The organism is Lentisphaerota bacterium (assembly GCA_016873675.1).
GTDB lineage: Bacteria > Verrucomicrobiota > Kiritimatiellia > RFP12 > JAAYNR01 > VGWG01.
This window is the reverse complement of record VGWG01000031.1, coordinates 13,186-28,898: the sequence shown is the minus strand read 5'-3', so window position 1 is coordinate 28,898 and position 15,713 is coordinate 13,186. Positions and strand designations below refer to the sequence as shown.

General features: G+C 65.8%; 12 protein-coding genes. 7 read left to right on the top strand and 5 right to left on the bottom strand.

All coding sequences use genetic code 11. The features are described from left to right. The coding region (locus FJ222_05905; protein ID MBM4163959.1) for an HD domain-containing protein at positions 1-1,451 on the bottom strand (1,451 nt) is incomplete at its 3' end. Positions 1,452-1,635: 184 nt separating this feature from the next. Between FJ222_05905 and FJ222_05900 the strand changes: the two genes are divergently transcribed. Continuing rightward, on the top strand, positions 1,636-3,225 hold the full coding sequence (locus tag FJ222_05900; protein ID MBM4163958.1) for a hypothetical protein: 1,590 nt from the start codon (positions 1,636-1,638) through the stop codon (positions 3,223-3,225). 114 nt (positions 3,226-3,339) lie between these two features. Here the strand turns inward: FJ222_05900 and rplT are convergent, their stop codons facing one another. Continuing rightward, positions 3,340-3,696, bottom strand: coding sequence for a 50S ribosomal protein L20 (rplT, locus tag FJ222_05895; protein MBM4163957.1), 357 nt, complete (start codon positions 3,694-3,696; stop codon positions 3,340-3,342). A gap of 16 nt (positions 3,697-3,712) precedes the next feature. Then, on the bottom strand, positions 3,713-3,916 hold the full coding sequence (gene rpmI, locus FJ222_05890; GenBank protein MBM4163956.1) for a 50S ribosomal protein L35: 204 nt from the start codon (positions 3,914-3,916) through the stop codon (positions 3,713-3,715). Between the two features lie 277 nt (positions 3,917-4,193). On the opposite strand from rpmI, the gene FJ222_05885 reads away from it, so the two are divergent. The 6 genes from FJ222_05885 (at position 4,194) to FJ222_05860 (ending at position 14,319) form a co-directional block, all read left to right on the top strand. Further along, the gene (locus tag FJ222_05885; protein ID MBM4163955.1) at positions 4,194-4,868 is read left to right on the top strand and encodes a TetR/AcrR family transcriptional regulator; all 675 of its coding nucleotides are present in this window, start codon (positions 4,194-4,196) and stop codon (positions 4,866-4,868) included. Continuing rightward, positions 4,865-6,259 (top strand): TolC family protein, encoded by a 1,395-nt coding sequence (locus tag FJ222_05880; GenBank protein ID MBM4163954.1) that lies wholly within the window; start codon positions 4,865-4,867, stop codon positions 6,257-6,259. The genes FJ222_05885 and FJ222_05880 overlap by 4 nt, the downstream gene beginning before the upstream one ends. 26 nt (positions 6,260-6,285) lie before the next feature. Next, on the top strand, positions 6,286-7,476 hold the full coding sequence (locus tag FJ222_05875) for an efflux RND transporter periplasmic adaptor subunit (protein MBM4163953.1): 1,191 nt from the start codon (positions 6,286-6,288) through the stop codon (positions 7,474-7,476). Further along, positions 7,473-10,580, top strand: coding sequence for an efflux RND transporter permease subunit (locus tag FJ222_05870; GenBank protein ID MBM4163952.1), 3,108 nt, complete (start codon positions 7,473-7,475; stop codon positions 10,578-10,580). Before FJ222_05875 ends, FJ222_05870 begins: the two co-directional genes overlap by 4 nt. Before the next feature lie 85 nt (positions 10,581-10,665). After that, positions 10,666-10,959, top strand: coding sequence for a hypothetical protein (locus FJ222_05865; protein ID MBM4163951.1), 294 nt, complete (start codon positions 10,666-10,668; stop codon positions 10,957-10,959). A gap of 42 nt (positions 10,960-11,001) precedes the next feature. Beyond that, positions 11,002-14,319: an FtsX-like permease family protein gene (locus FJ222_05860; protein ID MBM4163950.1), complete on the top strand. Its 3,318-nt coding sequence runs from the start codon at positions 11,002-11,004 to the stop codon at positions 14,317-14,319. An 81-nt stretch (positions 14,320-14,400) separates the two neighbouring features. On the opposite strand, the gene FJ222_05855 is transcribed toward FJ222_05860, so the two are convergent. Both FJ222_05855 and FJ222_05850 read right to left on the bottom strand, forming a co-directional pair. Next, a complete protein-coding gene (locus tag FJ222_05855) occupies positions 14,401-15,189 on the bottom strand; it encodes a hypothetical protein (protein MBM4163949.1) in 789 nt (262 codons plus the stop codon). Next, on the bottom strand, positions 15,138-15,686 hold the full coding sequence (locus FJ222_05850; GenBank protein MBM4163948.1) for a hypothetical protein: 549 nt from the start codon (positions 15,684-15,686) through the stop codon (positions 15,138-15,140). Before FJ222_05850 ends, FJ222_05855 begins: the two co-directional genes overlap by 52 nt. Positions 15,687-15,713 lie beyond the last annotated feature (27 nt).

Below are 15,713 nucleotides of genomic sequence, written 5' to 3'. Positions count from 1 at the left end.
TGAATCACCCGGATGCGATCGGCCGCCTGCCGAACGATATCCGCCATGTATTGCTGCATGGCGGTCAGATCGTCCGTGTCGTTCGACAAGTGTACGCGCACCGGCATGTCACCGCTCGCCAACATCCGGAGATAGTTGCGCATGCGCACGATGTTCAGCGGGTATTTGCCGAGGAGTGTGTAGCCGGCGAGCATGATGGCGATCGTGACCACCGACACGCCCGCCGCAACCGACGAGGTCAGCAGGCCGTTGACATCGGCCTGCCACATCCAGATCAGGCACAGCATGGGGAGGACCGTGATCAGCAGCGACGCGACCACCAATTGCGCCCACGCGCCGCGCCGGCTGAGTGAAAGCCGCTCCGCAAACCGGCGCTTCCGCGCGACGCGTTTCTGTCTGACGGCCTTCCGCTGGGGCGTCGGGATGGGCGCGGTGAGCAGGGGCTGGCTTTTCACAAACGCGGCCACCACGGCCGGGTCAAACCATTTGCCCGACTGGGTCCGGATCATGGCCAGCGCCTGATGGGGTTGCCAGGCGGGCCGCCGCGGATGGCCCGCGCACAGTTCGTCATACACGTCGACAACGGCAAAAATGCGGGCGGCCAGGGGGATGGCCTCGCCCTGCAGTCCCTTCGGATAGCCCGAACCGTCCCACCGCTCGTGGTGGTGCCGGGGAATCGCCAGCGCCTGGCGCAGCAGGGGAATCGGCCACAACAGCTCCTCCGCGCGCGACGGGTGCTGCCGCACGCGCGCCTGATCGCCGGGGGCGAGCGTGCTCCAGGCGAGCACATCATCCTGATCCACGGCGACCCGCCCGATGTCGTGAAGAATCGCCCCCCGGCGAATCATGGGCATTTCGTGCTCCGGAATCTGCAACTGCCGGGCCACCGCGAGCGTCAGGTCGACGACACGCCGGGTATGCCCGACTGTCTCCACGCCGATCATTTCCTGCGAGAACGCCCATTTCTCGAGAATGGCGTCCAGCGCGGTCTCCATCTCGCCCTGCGCACGCTCGTATTCCAGCCGCTGCGCGGTGAGCTTGTTCGGCCGGTCCTGCCGGAGAATGTGGCGCACCCGCAGGCGCACTTCGTGGACGTTGACCGGCTCGGCGAACACGTCGTCCGCGCCATCCTCCAGGGCTCTCAACCGCACGCTGAGCCCGCTGTCCGCCACGACGCTGATGATGGGGATGTCCTTCAGCAGGGGATCAATGCGGACCTGCCGGCACACGTCGGCGCGCGCCTGTTCGGCCAGACCGGGGCCGAGCAGGATCAGGTCGGGCGTGATCAGCGCCGCCATGGTCAATGCCTGGGGAGGGGTGATCGCCTGATGCAGTTCGTAGGCTTCCCGGGCGAACACCGCAGCCAAGCGCTCACGCGCTTCGGCGACTGGTTCGATGATCAACAGCGTATGCCCATCCGAGGGGGGCGATTCAAGCTGAACGGCATCCATAAGATCTCCTGTTTTGATGATTATGGCCCCGCCGTTCTATCCTAGCAAGCCCAAATGTTTACCCTAAACCCGCGCTTGCCATGCCACGGGGGTTTCCCTATAATGAGCGCCGCTATTTTGTGACGGCGTGAGCCGATGCCCGCGCGGGCGTCCGCTCTGCCCGTGGCGCATGTGGAGGTTCGGCATGTTCAAACGTATGTGTGTGTCTGCGTCGATGGGGCTGATCGCCGCGACCGTTGTGTTGACGTTCGGGTGCAACAAGGACACATCCACGTCCGGGGCACGCGACCCCGATTCGGCGGCGGCGATGGCCCTCGAGCAGAAATACCGGCAGGGGATGGAGGAGGCCTACCAGCAGGCCAATGAACTGTTCGGGATCGGTCAGACCAACGAGGCGGTTCGCGTCTTCGACGCCCTGCTCGAAAATTCGAGTTATGAGCCCTGGGCCGACGAGATCTTTTCTGAAGCGATCCGCATCCGCCTCTTTGCCGGACACACCGATCCGGTTCGTGATCGGGTGCTGGCAGCTTGCACGAACGGTCCGGTCGCCTGCGCGCGGATCGGGCTCCAGTTGCTGCTTCCCTACCTGAACGAAAACGAGGGGGCCGCTCCAGCCTTTGCGTTCGCATCCTCGGTCGCATCCCTCCCCCAGGTCGACGCGGAACTGGTCCGGCAAGCGACCGAGTGGCGGTTCTTCGCCGCTCTCGGGCTGCCCGATATGGAGCAAGCCGCCGACGCCCTGTCCGTGATCCTCGCCGCCTTTCCCGCCGATGCCGCCGATGCGGTGCTAACCGGCGCGTTCGAACAGATGATCGCCGCCGGTCGGTGGGATGATCTCGAAACCCTCAGCAAACAAGTCGCGTCGGCGGAGGGAGACCGCGAAAATCGGACGCATCTGCTTCTGACCAGCTCGATCCGGCTGGCCGCCGGCCGCGCCCAGTGGGATGCGGCTCAGGATCTGTTCAAGACCGCCGCCGAAACGCTTCCCGATGCCGCGCTGCAGAACCTGATGTCCCAAATCCTCCCGGCCGCGCGCCGTGCGGGGCGTCTGGACATCGTGGACGCCTGCGCCGAAGCGGTGATCTTCCAGCCGGGCGGCAAGGCTGCCGTCTCCCAGGCTGCCCGCCACTGGGCCGAATCGGCGATGGCGACCAACCGAGCCGCCTTGCCCCGGCGGCTCGAAGCCCTGCTGAACGCCAAGATCCCCACCCCCGTCGTGAGCGCCCTCCTGATCCGCTTCTTCTACGACCTGATCGACGAAACGGCGGTACTCAAGCAGCTCATCCCCATCGCCAACCAGCTCCTCATCGGCGCCAACGAAGAGACCGTCAAGACCCTCAAGACCATGCGGCTCGACGGTGCCTTCGTCTTGGAGGACTTCGACCTCGCCGAATCGTATTTGGAAGCCGGCGTTCCCGGGCGCGACGCATCCTGGCACACGATGGCGCTGTGCAAGGTCAAGGCCCACCGCGCGCTCAAGGCGAACAAGCCGCGTGAGGCCGTCGAGCACTTCCGCATGTTCATGACCTGCCTCGGAGACCTGGCCGAAGCCGACACCTATGACCCTACAACCGGCGTTCAACACACCCCCGACATGCTTCGCGGACGCAACGCCCTGCGCATCGCCGAAATCCTCGCCACAATCCCCGATGCGGAGGCCGCCGCCGCCGCCCGTGCCGAAGCGGCCGCCTACTACAAGAAGGCGCTTGAAAGCGTCACCTCTGCCGAGTCCCGCGAGGCCGTCCGCAAGGAAGCCGGAAATCTGCTCGACTGACGATCCGGCGCACGCACGGCGCACGTTCACCGGACGCGCCGCAGAAAACAACACGCCCCGTCCGCAAAACGCTGTTTTGCAGCCGGGGCGTGTTGGAGTTCATGCCTGATACACTCAGGCCAGCGCCGCGCGCGCCTTCTCGATGATCGCCTTGAATCCCTCGCCATCGTGGATCGCGATCTCGGCCAGCATCTTGCGGTTCAGCGTGATGTTCGCCTTGGTCAGGCCTTCAATCAGCCGGCTGTAGGTGATGCCATTGGCGCGGGCCGCCGCGTTGACGCGGGCGATCCACAGATGACGGAAATCCCGCTTGCGCTGCTTGCGGTGGACCGTCGCCAGCCGCTGAGACCGGTCAACCGCCTCAGTCGCCTGACGGAAAAGCTTGCTGCGTGACCCGCGAAATCCCTTCGCGAGGTCTAGACGCCGGCGCCTGCGCTCGCGCGACGCCGGGGCATTGGTAACTCTGGGCATGGGCTACTCTCCTTATTCAGCCTTTGTAGTTCGACAACATGCGTTTGATGCGCGGCTGGTCCGCCTCACTGAGCACACACATGCCACGGAGATTGCGCTTGCGTTTGCGCGATTTGCAGGCGTTCAGGTGGGACTTGCCCCCCTGGCTCTGCAACACCTTGCCCGTGGCCGACATTTTAAACCGCTTCGTCGCGGCTTTTTTTGTTTTCATTTTGGGCATGACGTCATACCTCTTTGTCTACGGCGCGGCGCGCCGGACACGTTGAAGGCAGCCAAACATCAACCGACAGGGCAGTCAGCCTGAAAGCCCTGGACGGAGGTGGCCGCCCGTTCCACTTCACTGGATAGCAAAATGGGCGGTCGTTATACCACAGCGGCGGGCTTCGTTCAATAGAAAAGTTTGCTCGGCCATATTGGCCTCGGCCATATTGGCCTTGCCGCTGAACGGCTGCTCATGGTACTATAGGAACGTTAACAAAAATGAACGGAGATTCAGAATGACGGCGAGTGCCGCGCGGCATCACCTGAAGGAACGGCGACGGGAGCGGGAACGCGACCTGTCCCGTCAGGATATCCTGTCGGCGGCCGAGCGGGTTTTTTCCGCCGAAGGGTTTGACGCCGCAACCATGGAGGCGATCGCCGCCGCCGCCGGTTTCTCGGTCGGCTCGCTCTACAATTTCTTCGCCAGCAAGGCCGATCTCTGCCGCAATGTGATTGAGGACATCCTCGCCGATATGGTCGCGCAGCTCGACCCGCTCACGGCGACGGACGGGGCCGCCCCCGCGCTGCGCGCCTTTGTTCGCATCCGCGTGCAGGACATTGAGCGCCACCGGGGCTTCTTCAAGGTGATGGCCTCAGGCGGCATCGGCGGCGGCAAAGGCGATTACGGTGTTCCAATCCACGCCCTGTTTGCCCGGTTTCACGGGGCGCTGATCGACCGGCTGGCCGCGTTGATCGGTGCCCTGCCGCGCACCGACGAACCCGATGCGGAAGATCCGGTGACCGTGGCGCTGGCGGTCGACGGCTTTGTTCTGGCCGCCAGCCGCTACTGGTCGCACCAGGCCCCCGAGACGCAACTGCGCGACAAGCTGCCGATGATTGAACGGATGGCCCTGCGGATCGCGGGGGTTTCGGGAATCAACCTGCAAGACTGCGAGGCTGACAAGACATGACATTCACGGCGATAACCGCTCTCAGTCGGATCGCTCCTCGCGCGGTCACCGCCGCCTGCGTGGCGGCGGCCTGTGCCGCTTTGTCAGGCGGGTGCATGAGCAGCGGCGTGATCCGCGCGGATATCCAGCACGACCGCGCCCGCGCATTCGAGGCGTGGCAGGCGGAGCGGGCCGCCATCGACGAGCCCGTGCCGTTGGATCGGCTGACGGTGGCCGATGCGGTCCAGACGGCCCTGCTCTACAACCGGGCGCTACAAAGCGCGGTTTTGGAAAAGGAAGTCGCTCGCGGTCAGGTGGTTTCGGCGCTGGTCCTGGCCACGCCAACGGTCTCGGCGGGGTCGACGCTGAGCAAGGGCACAGATGATGCGCGGCATGTTTTCGACGTTACGGCGCGGCAACCGCTGTTCCGGGCGGGCGGCGCGACGGCCGGGCTCCGGGCGGCGCGGCTGCAATCCTACCTGGCGGAAGAGGGAGTCAACCGGCAGGTGCAGGCGACGATCGGACAAACGATGGCCGATTACTACGACATGTTGCTGGCGCAGAAGCTACACGAGGTCAACGAGGCGGCCGTCGCCTCGGCCGAGGCTCAGCTCGCCGAGGCGAACAAGAAGTTTGACAGCGGCGTGGCCTCACAATACGACGTGCTGAGGGCCGAGGTCGAGGTCTCCAATTTCCGCGCGGCGGCCATCAAGCAGAAGAACAATCTGGTGATGGCCCGGACCCGGCTGCTGCGCACCATGGGCGCCGCGCCCGATGCGGTCGTCACCCCGGCCGATGCGCTGACCCACGTGCCGACCCAAGCCTCCCTCGAAACCGCACTGCGGACGGCCTACCTGTACCGCCCCGAACTGCGCCAGGCCGAGGCGCGCATCCGCATGCAGCGCCAGTCCCTGGCCGCCATCCGCAGCCGCTACTTTCCCGCAATCGACCTGACCGCCAGCCGGCGGGCCACCCATACCCGCGACGACGACGGAACGCAGGCTTGGCTCGTGGGCGTCGAGACCCGCTGGACCCTCCTCGACGGCTTTGACCGCGAGGGCGACCGGATCGTCGAACGGGCGCGCCTGACGCAACGCGAGATTGACCTGCGGAACGCCGAGGAGGGGGTCTTCCTCGATGTGCAGCAGGCGCTCCTCGCGCTGGCCAACGCCGACGAGCTGATCGATTCTCAGGCACGCAATCTGGAACGGGCGAAGGAGGGAAGCCGCCTCGCCCAGGTTGGCTACACCGAGGGGATCAACACCGAGGTCGAGGTGGTTGATTCCCGCTCAGCCCTGACCCAGGCGCAGGGACTCTACTATCAGGCGCTGTACGATCACAACATGGCGAGGCTGGCCCTCAAGCGGGCTACGGGAACGCTGGGACTGGACGAGCTGCGCGCAGAACCGTGACCGCAGGCCGCCCGATAAGGAGCATTATGAATCGAGTGGGCAAGGGAGCGATCTTCAGCGTAGCCGTTGTGGCGATGCTGGCGGGAACGTATTACGGGATGAAGTGGGCGCGGGAGCAGGCACATCCGCCGCCAGCGCCGCCGCGTGATTTGGCGATGCCGATACGCACGGCTCTCGTCGGGCGCACCAACCTCGCCGACGTGATCACACTTACCGGCGCGCTCGAGGCGGTGCTGCGCGTCGAGTTGCGGCCGAAGATATCCGGGCGCCTGGGACGGCTCGTCGACGCCGACGACCAGCCGATTTTTGAAGGATCGCGCGTGGCGGCCGGCCAGGTGGTCGCCGAGCTCGACCACCGCGACCTGGACGCTCAGGTCGCGGCCTCCCGGGCCGCCGTGGCGACCGCCAAGGCCGCCCTCGAATCGGCCGTCGTCAACCGCACGGACAAGGCGCGCGAGTCGGCCCGCATGAAGCGCCTGTTTGAACAGGGATCCACCACGGAGCAACAGCGCGATTTCGCGGTTTCCGATTTTGACCGAGCCTCCGCTGGCGTGAACCAGGCCGAGGCGCAGGTCCGGCAGGCCGAGGCCGCGCTGACCGTGAACGAAGTGGCCCTCAGCGAGGCGTTCGTGCGCGCCCCGATGGACGGCGTTGTGAGTTTCAAAGGGGTGGATCCCGGCGCGATGGTCAACAGCGGCACGACGATCGTCGGCATCCTGCCGCTCGAGGAACTGAAGTTTCTCGTCGCGGTTCCGGGGAGTTACCTGCCACAGATCGAGCCCGGGAAGACGCGCGTGGACGTGCGGGCCGATGCCGCGCCGGGGGTGGTTTTCCCTGGCGTGGTCGCCCATGTGCATCCGGTGGTGGACTCGGTGACGCGCACGGCGACGATCGAGGTGCGGCTGCCCAACGCCAAGAACGCGCGCGGCGAGTGGCTCCTGCGGCCGGGGCTGTACGCCGAGGGGCGCCTCATCCTGGGCGAGCGGCGCGATGTCGTGGCTGTGCCGTTTGACGTGTTGCTTCGCCGCGGCATGCGCTACCTGGGCTTTGTGGTCAGCGGCGATCACGCGGAGACCCGCGAGATCGTGCCGGGCGTCCGCGAAGGGCGAATGGTCGAGGTCCTGTCGGGTCTCGCGGCGGGCGAAGAGCTGGTGATCAGCGGCCAGCACCGACTCTCCGACGGCGTGCGGGTCAATCGGACAGGGGGCGGCGAATGAAACTTGCTGAAGTGGGCGTCCGCCAGCCCGTGCTGACGGCGATGGTCTTCCTGGCGATCCTCGTGCTGGGGCTAGTCTCGTACACCCGGTTGCCGGTGGATCTGATGCCGGAGCTGGAGAACCCGTCGATCACGGTGTCCACGGCCTGGCTGGGTGCCAGCACCACCGACGTGGAAAACAAGGTCACGCGCGTGATCGAGAAGCAGCTCGCCACGGTGAGCGACCTCAGCGAACTGACCAGCCGGACGCGCGAGGGTCTCTCCACGGTCACCTGCCTCTTCGAGTGGGGCACCGACCTGAACGAGGCGGCCAACGATATCCGCGACAAGCTGGAGTTTGCCAAGCGGCGGCTGCCGAAAGACGCCGACAACCCCATCGTGCTGAAATTCAACTCCTCCTCCATGCCGATCGTCTTTTTCGGCGCCACGGCCAAGGAGAGCTGGGAGGGACTCTACGATCTGATCGACCGCGAGGTGGGCGACCGGCTTAAACGGGTGCCAGGCGTCGGCGCCGTGCAGGTGTTCGGCGGACTGGAGCGGCAGATCAACATCGACCTCGACCCCATCAAGCTGGCCGGTTACGGGCTGACCGTGGGCGCAGTGCAGCGGGTGATCGCCGCTGAAAACCTGACGCTGCCTGCGGGAAGCATCAAATCCGGCGCGGTCGAATTCACCGTCCGCGTCCCCGGCGAATACAGCAGCCCGGAGCAGATCGGCAACATCGTGCTCAAGCGGAGCGACGGCGCGGCCGTGTATCTGCGCGATGTGGCGGCCGTACGCGACGGCTTCACCGAGCGCCAGCGCTACAGCGAGGTCAACCACCGCGACGCGGTCATGTTCATGGTTCAGAAGCGGTCCGGCGCCAACACCGTGCAGGTCGCCCGCGACGTGCGCCGCGAGGTCGAACGGCTGCAGCAGCACCTGCCTTCGGATGTGAAGCTGTCGGTTCTGGCCGACACCAGCGACTTCATCCGGCAGTCGCTCGGCAACGTCTCCAAAACCGTTCTGTGGGGCGGCTTCTTCGTGATTCTCACGACGCTGTTCTTCCTGCGCAGCGTCCGTTCGTCGGCGGTGATTCTCCTGACGATCCCCTTCTCCCTGATCATCAGCTTCGCCTTCATGTTCTTCAAGGGCTGGACGATCAATGTGGTGACGCTCTCGGCGCTGGCGATCGCGATCGGCATGGTGGTGGACAACGCCGTGGTCGTGCTGGAGAACATCAGCAGCCGGATGGACCGGGGCGAGAACCGGGCCGAGGCCGCCATGTTCGGCACCGACGAGGTGGGTCTGGCGATCTCCGCCAGCACGCTGACGACGGTCGTGGTCTTCGTCCCGCTGGTCTTCGTAAAGGGCACCAGCGGCGTCTTCTTCGGCCAGCTCGGCGGCATCATCTCCATCACGCTGCTGGCCAGCCTGCTCTGCTCGCTTATGTTGACGCCGATGCTCAGCTCGAAGTGGCTCACCGTTGTCAACGAGACGACCATCGGCGGCGGGCGCGTTGGCCGCTGGGTGTTTCATGTGAGCGAGGCGGGTTTCGTGGGACTGGAGCGGTTTTACGAGCGCGCTCTGGCCTGGGCGTTGCGACATCGGCTCGTCGTGTTGGCTGGGGCGATCCTGCTGTTTTGTTCATCCCTGGCGCTGACGCCCCTCATCGGCACCGAGTATGCGCCGTCGCAGGATTCGGGCGACCTCTCGATCCGGTTTGAACTGCCGGTCGGAACACGGGTGGAGGTCTCGACGGAGATCTGCCGGAAGATCGTGACGCTGGCGGAGGAGATCATCCCGGCCGACTGGATCATCCATTCGCGCTGGCAGTGCGGCGGCGGGGGCTTCAGCTTCGGCGGTCGTTCGGCCTCGCATCTGGGCAACGTGGACTTCAAGCTGGCCTCGATCAACACGCGCACGCGGTCAAGCCGCGATCTGGGACGCGCCGTCATCGAACGGATGCACGATTGGCCCGAAATCAGCCGGGTCTCAATGTCCACCGAAAACCGCGCCATGGGCCGGCACGGCGGAGGCGGCAAACCCATCGTCGTGCAGATTCTGGGGTTTGACTTGGCCGAGACCAGCCAGATCGCCACGCAGATCAAGGCGATCGCCGATCGGATACCCGGCGCAAAGGACGCCAGCATCAGCCTCGATCCGGGCAAGCCGGAATTGGTGGTGGACGTGGACCGGCTCAAGGCCTCGACGCTGGGACTGAATGTCTCCGACATCGTGGAGACGATCCGGACGCTGTTCTACGGCTTGGAGGCCTCGACCTACCGCGACGGCGAGAATGAGTACCGGATCTACATGCGGCTGGCCGAGACGCGCCGGATATCGATGAAGGACATTCTCGATTCCGAGATCGGCCTGCCCGATGGCCGACGCATCCGCATCGACGCCGTCGCCACCGTGCAGGAAGCACTCGGGCCGCTGGAGATCGAGCGCAAGGACCAGGAACGGATGATCACCGTCGGGATGGACACGGACGCACGCTCGGTGGGCGAAGTGGCCGACGACCTCCGGCGAACCATCGACGCCGAAGTCGTCCTGCCCCTGGGCGTCTCGATCTACTACGGTGGCGAGGTTCAGGAACAAGCGGAGGCCTTCCGGGACATGCAACTGCTGCTGATATTGGGACTGGTGCTGGTCTATATGGTCATGGCCGCGCAGTTCGAATCCCTGAAAGATCCTTTTATCATCGTGCTCTCCCTGCCCTTCGCCTTCACCGGCGTGGTGTACGCGCTCCTCGGCTTCGGCATGACCTTCAACATCTTCACCTACATCGGAATGATCCTGCTGATCGGAACGGTCGTCAACAACGCGATCGTGCTCGTGGACTACATCAACATCCTGCGGGCGCGAGGGGAATCGCTGGCCGACGCCATACGGCATTCGGGTCGGCAGCGGCTGCGGCCGGTCTTGATCACGACGCTGACGACCGTGTTTGGCATGTTGCCGCTGGCCCTTGCGCACAGCGAGGGCTCGGAAACGTGGAAGCCCATGGGGGTGACGGTGGTGGGCGGTTTGAGCTTCGCCACGCTGGTAACACTGGTCGTGGTGCCGATCGTGTACTCGATGTTCCATCGCGACCGCCCGGCGCGGGCCGGGAGGAAGTAAGTGGGTGCGGGGATGTGTGTGGGTGTGGGAGGTGTGTGGGAGTGTGTGCATCACACACACGGAGGTGAACACGGGGGATGACAGCATGAAAATGGTCATGGCGGTCTACAACATGGCGGTGGAGAACGAGGTGCTCGCGGCTGCGGCCGTAGTGGGCGCGGTCAACTACACCAAGGTGCCCCGCGTCGTGGGCGTGGGGCGGTCCGCAGGCCCCCGCCTCGACGACCACATCTGGCCCGGCGCCAATACCCTCTCCCTCTTCGTCGTGGACGATGCGGAGGCCAACGCCCTCGCCGATACCCTCGCCGCCCTGCGCGGCAAGCTCGGGAAGAATGGCGCGGTCAAGGCGTTTGTGCTCAACGTCGAGCGAACGGTGTGACACTGAGAAAAAGCTGAAATGCTGAAAACTGAAAGCTGAAATATGCCGGAAGGCGATATGACCGCGATTCGCTATCTTCTGGGGAGCCTCCGTTTCCACCGGCGCACCCTTCTGGGTGTGGTACTGGGAACGGCGGTTGCCGCGACCGTGCTGATCGGGGCGCTCATGGTCGGAGATTCTGTCCGCTACAGCCTGACTCGTCTGACGCTGTCGCGTCTGGGCGGAAGCGATTTCGTCCTCGTCGCGCCGGAACGCTTTTTCCGAGCCGATCTGGCGGGACGCCTGCGCGCGGGGTCGGCCGACCGGATCGCGGCGGCGCTGCTGCTCAACGGCGTGGCGCTGACACCGGAGGGCGACCGCCGCGTCAACGACGTGCAGGTGGTCGGCGTGGACGACGCCTTCTGGGGACTGGCGCCGCGCCCGGCCGCGCCGCCGCGCCTCGAAGACGGTGCCTGCTTGATCAACGGCACGTTGGCCGACCGTCTCGGTATGAAGGGGCCGGGCGACGCCGTGGTGCTGCGCCTGCGCAAGCCCGGCGGCCTCCCCGCCGACCTGACGCTCGCGGCGCGAGAGGCCGACACCTGGTCACGGCGGCTGGGCGTGGCGGGCGTGCAGACGCCGGACGCCTTCGGCCATTTCACCCTCAAGACCACCCAAAATCCGCCGCCCACCGTCTTTGTGCCGCTGTCGTGGCTCGGTGCCCAGCTCGACCTCGCGGACCGCGCCAATGTCCTGCTGATCCAGGCCGGCCCGGCTGGCGCCGCCGCCGCAACCCCAGACGCCTGGCAGGCGAGGCTGGATGCGTGCTGGCGGCTGGACGATGCGGGACTCCGCCTGGAACTCCTGCCGGATGGCGGCGTTGAACTGCTGTCGGACCAGGTATTCATCGCGCAGGCGGTCGCCGAGGCCGCGTTCCGGACGGCGGCGGAGATCCGCCCCGTCATCACGTATTTCGTCAACCGCATCGAATCCAACGGACGGTCAACCCCCTATTCATTCGCCAGCGCGGCCGGGCCGCCGCGCGTGCCCGAAGCACTGGCGGATGACGAGGTGCTGATCAACGACTGGCTGGCGGAGGATCTGGGAGTGTCGCCGGGAAGCCCGCTGACCCTCGCCTACTATGCGGTCGACGCTGGCGGCCGCCTGGAGGAGCGCACCTCCGCCTTCACGGTGGCCGGAATCGTTCCGACAGCCGACGTTGCCGCAGCGGATCGCCGGCTGGCGCCCGTCATCCCCGGACTTTCGGACACCGCGAACTGCCGGGACTGGGATCCCGGGATTCCCATTGACCTGCGGGGCATCCGCGATCAGGACGAAGCCTATTGGCAAGCCTACGGCCCGTTGCCGAAGCTCTATCTCGCGCGAACAGCCGCCGAGCGGCTCTGGAGCAACCGGTTCGGCGTCTATACGGCATTGCGCTTTCCACGCGCGGCCGGCGATGCGGCGGCGGTCGCCGACACGCTTCGCCGCGCGATGCGCGCCCGGGATCTGGGCTTCGTCATCCAGCCAGCCAAGGCGGCGGGACTGGCGGCCAGCCGCGAAGCCGTGGATTTCGGACAGCTTTTCACCGGACTGAGCTTCTTTCTGATTGCCGCCGCCGTGCTGCTGGCCGCGCTCCTCTTTGCATTCAACGTGCAGCAGCGCGCGGATGAGACCGCCACGCTGCGAGCCCTGGGCTTCCTTTCGCGAACCCTCCGAAATCTGCGGATCGCGGAGGGGCTGACGCTGGCTGTGGCCGGCACGGTCGTCGGCGGGTGTCTCGCCGCAGGATATGACGCGGTGATTCTCCGGGCGCTGCAGACGGTCTGGCGCGATGCCGTGCGCACCTCGGCCTTTCAGATGCATGTCCGGCCCGGTTCGGTCGCGATCGGCGCGGCGGTCGTCGTGCTGGCCGCTGTCGCGAGCATGGCCTGGGTGATCCGCGGGCAGATGCGCACGACCCCCAGCGAGCTGCGACGCCGGGGGACGGGCGCGGGCACCCGCCTCCCGACGCGCCGCTCCCTGCTGGCCGGCGCGGGCTGCCTCCTGGCCGCCGGGGTTGTCGCCGGTCGGGTTCCCGCCGGAGAGGGGCAGGCGGCCGCCGGCGCGTTCTTCGCCTCGGGAAGCCTGGTGCTGGCGGGACTGCTCGCGATCAGCCACGGCGCCCTGGGACTGCTGCAACAAGCGGCGGCGCGACGGGCGCCGAGCGGTCTCCGGTTGGCCATCAGCGGCGTATCGCTGCGGCCCGGACGCAGCCTGGCCTGCATCGCGCTGGTTGCACTCGGCGTGTTCCTCGTCAGCGCCGTCGCTGCGAACCGACGCGGCACGGTCCGGGACCCAGGCGACCGGACCAGCGGAACCGGCGGCTACGCGCTGTGGGGCCAGACGACGCTGCCGCTGACACACGACTTGAACAGCGCCCGGGGCCGCGCGCGATTCGGGCTGTCGACCGAATCGGCCGCCAGCGCGGGCTTCACGCAGCTACGTTTGCGCGAAGGGGACGATGCGAGCTGCCTCAACCTCAACCGCGTCGCCATGCCACATCTGCTGGGCGTGGATCCGGCGGCGCTGGATCAGCGCGGCGCCTGCTCCTTCGTCCAAGTGGCCGACGGCGCAGACGCCTCGCATCCGTGGCGCCTGCTGGATCGCGACCTCGGGCCCGACACCGTGCCGGCCATTGCCGATTGGGCGGTGATCCGGTGGGGACTGGGCAAGGCGGTCGGCGACACGCTGACCTACACGGACGACGCGGGGCATTCGTTCCAGATCCGGCTCATGGCCGGGCTTGCGCCGTCCATTTTTCAGGGTCATCTGATTGTGGCTGAGCGACACCTCCTGCAGCGGTTTCCCTCCCTCGGCGGCGCTCGCGTGCTGCTGGTGGATGCGCCGCCCGGCCGGGTCGCCCAGCTTGAGCGCGAACTCACCGGGCGGCTGGCGGATCTCGGCATCGCCTGTGTGCCGACGGCGCGGCGGCTGGCGGAATTCAACAGCGTGGAAAACACCTATCTGTCCATCTTCATGCTGCTGGGCGGACTGGGCGTCCTGTTGGGCAGCGCCGGCCTGGGGGTGGTCGCCGCGCGCAACATTCTTGAACGACGTGCGGAGCTGGCAGCGCTGCGCGCGATCGGCTTCCGTCGAAACCACCTTCAGCGGCTGCTCTTCACAGAGCATGGCGCGCTGGCCCTCGCCGGGATTGTGGCGGGGGCGCTGGCGGCGGGAGTGGCGGTGACGCCAGCCCTGCTCTCCCCTGAAGTCCGCGTGCCGTGGTCCGGACTGGCGCTGACGCTGGGCGCCATCGTCGCAGGCAGCCTGCTGTGGATCGGGCTGGCCGTGAACCTGGCGATGCGCGGTCCCGTGATCGCCGCGCTCCGAAACGAGTGACCTCGGGGTGGATTGCGCCAATTAAACAGGCGCTTGCAAAACCCTTGCAAGCGCCTGGAATCGGGGGTCAGGCTATTCGTTCTACCGATTCACCGTCACGCGGAAGGCAACGCCGCTTCCCCATGCCGGATTTGCGCTGATGGCCTCGTGGCACGAACCTGCGGCGGTGTGCATGATCGTGATGCTGTTCACGCCGTTGAAGTGATACGTAGCGGGATCCGTCAGGGTGAAACTGGCCAGCCCCAGACTCGGATTTCCGCAGTCGCAGTCCGGGCCTTCGGCGGCACCCCACGTGCCGATCTGCTCTCCATTGAAGGAGAAGACCATGGAATCGAGGTTGCAGGCGTGCTCGATGGCGACTTCCACGGTGACCGACGTGATCGGTCCCGGCCCCATCGTGTCGGTAAAGGTGGCCGTGAGTTCGTCGCCCACTCCATTCGCGACCAAGTAATTCGCTTGTTGGCAACAGGAATGGGTCTCCCAACCGGAGATGTTGGCATAGGTGATATCGTACACCCGTTGGGCCGCATAGGTCGGGGCGACGGCGTTCTTGCCAAACACCTTCGGCACGAGGACGTCGATGGTTTCCTGAATCTCCTCGCTGGCGATGTTCTTGATGGCGCTGGCGAGGGTCTTGTTGTACTTCACGGTGAACGAGCCGAAGGCAACGCCCGTTTCCGTATTTTCGCCATCGTAAGGGGCACAATCGTCCACGGTGCAGGGCTCGAAGGCGATGGCGATGTTGCACGCGCCGTTCCCAACGCAGCGGGAGCAGTTGTTCTGATCGGCGCTGCAGTAGGGCGCCAGCGCGGAACCGATCACCGCGCCTGAGATCGATGTGATGTCATAGCCGTCGCCGCTCTCGACCACCCCGACGGTGCCGAAGCCGGCATGCCGGAGTTCGTACTCGCGGACGCAGGCCCCGTATTGGTCGGTCCAGACCAGAACTGCGTGTCGAAGCCCAGCTCAGCGACTTTTGCCTTAGACGAAAGGGGGCTGCCCAGCCGGTTGGCCGTCCAGACCTCGCCTGCTGCAAGCGTGACACCCCGATAATTATCGGCAGAGGTCGCCATCAAGATGATCGGGTAACCGTCCGAAAGGGTCGTGTACTCCTCCTCATCCACGCACGAGCAGCCGAACACGATCACACCCTTGATCGAGACCTTGCCTTTGACACGGTAGCAGACGTCAATATCCATCTCGCGATCACAACCCGCATACTTGACGGTCTTCGCGTTCTGAGCGACCGCCGTGTTCAGACTCGCTGCGTACTGATACACGCGGGGCCATCCGCCGCTAACCTTTTGCTGTGCCAGAGCCGAAGCGCAAACCAGAGCACTTAAAGCAATCCCGAGAAGCGTCTTCATAAACCATTCCTTTCGTTACTACAAGAA

Excerpts from the sequence above, each read along its gene's own strand:
- FJ222_05875 (MBM4163953.1), top strand. The coding sequence starts at position 6,286 with ATGAATCGAGTGGGCAAGGGAGCGATCTTCAGCGTAGCCGTTGTGGCG.
- FJ222_05865 (MBM4163951.1), top strand. The coding sequence starts at position 10,666 with ATGAAAATGGTCATGGCGGTCTACAACATGGCGGTGGAGAACGAGGTG.
- FJ222_05885 (MBM4163955.1), top strand. The coding sequence starts at position 4,194 with ATGACGGCGAGTGCCGCGCGGCATCACCTGAAGGAACGGCGACGGGAG.
- FJ222_05870 (MBM4163952.1), top strand. The coding sequence starts at position 7,473 with ATGAAACTTGCTGAAGTGGGCGTCCGCCAGCCCGTGCTGACGGCGATG.
- FJ222_05900 (MBM4163958.1), top strand. The coding sequence starts at position 1,636 with ATGTTCAAACGTATGTGTGTGTCTGCGTCGATGGGGCTGATCGCCGCG.
- FJ222_05880 (MBM4163954.1), top strand. The coding sequence starts at position 4,865 with ATGACATTCACGGCGATAACCGCTCTCAGTCGGATCGCTCCTCGCGCG.
- rplT (MBM4163957.1), bottom strand. The coding sequence starts at position 3,696 with ATGCCCAGAGTTACCAATGCCCCGGCGTCGCGCGAGCGCAGGCGCCGG.
- FJ222_05850 (MBM4163948.1), bottom strand. The coding sequence starts at position 15,686 with ATGAAGACGCTTCTCGGGATTGCTTTAAGTGCTCTGGTTTGCGCTTCG.
- FJ222_05860 (MBM4163950.1), top strand. The coding sequence starts at position 11,002 with ATGCCGGAAGGCGATATGACCGCGATTCGCTATCTTCTGGGGAGCCTC.
- rpmI (MBM4163956.1), bottom strand. The coding sequence starts at position 3,916 with ATGCCCAAAATGAAAACAAAAAAAGCCGCGACGAAGCGGTTTAAAATG.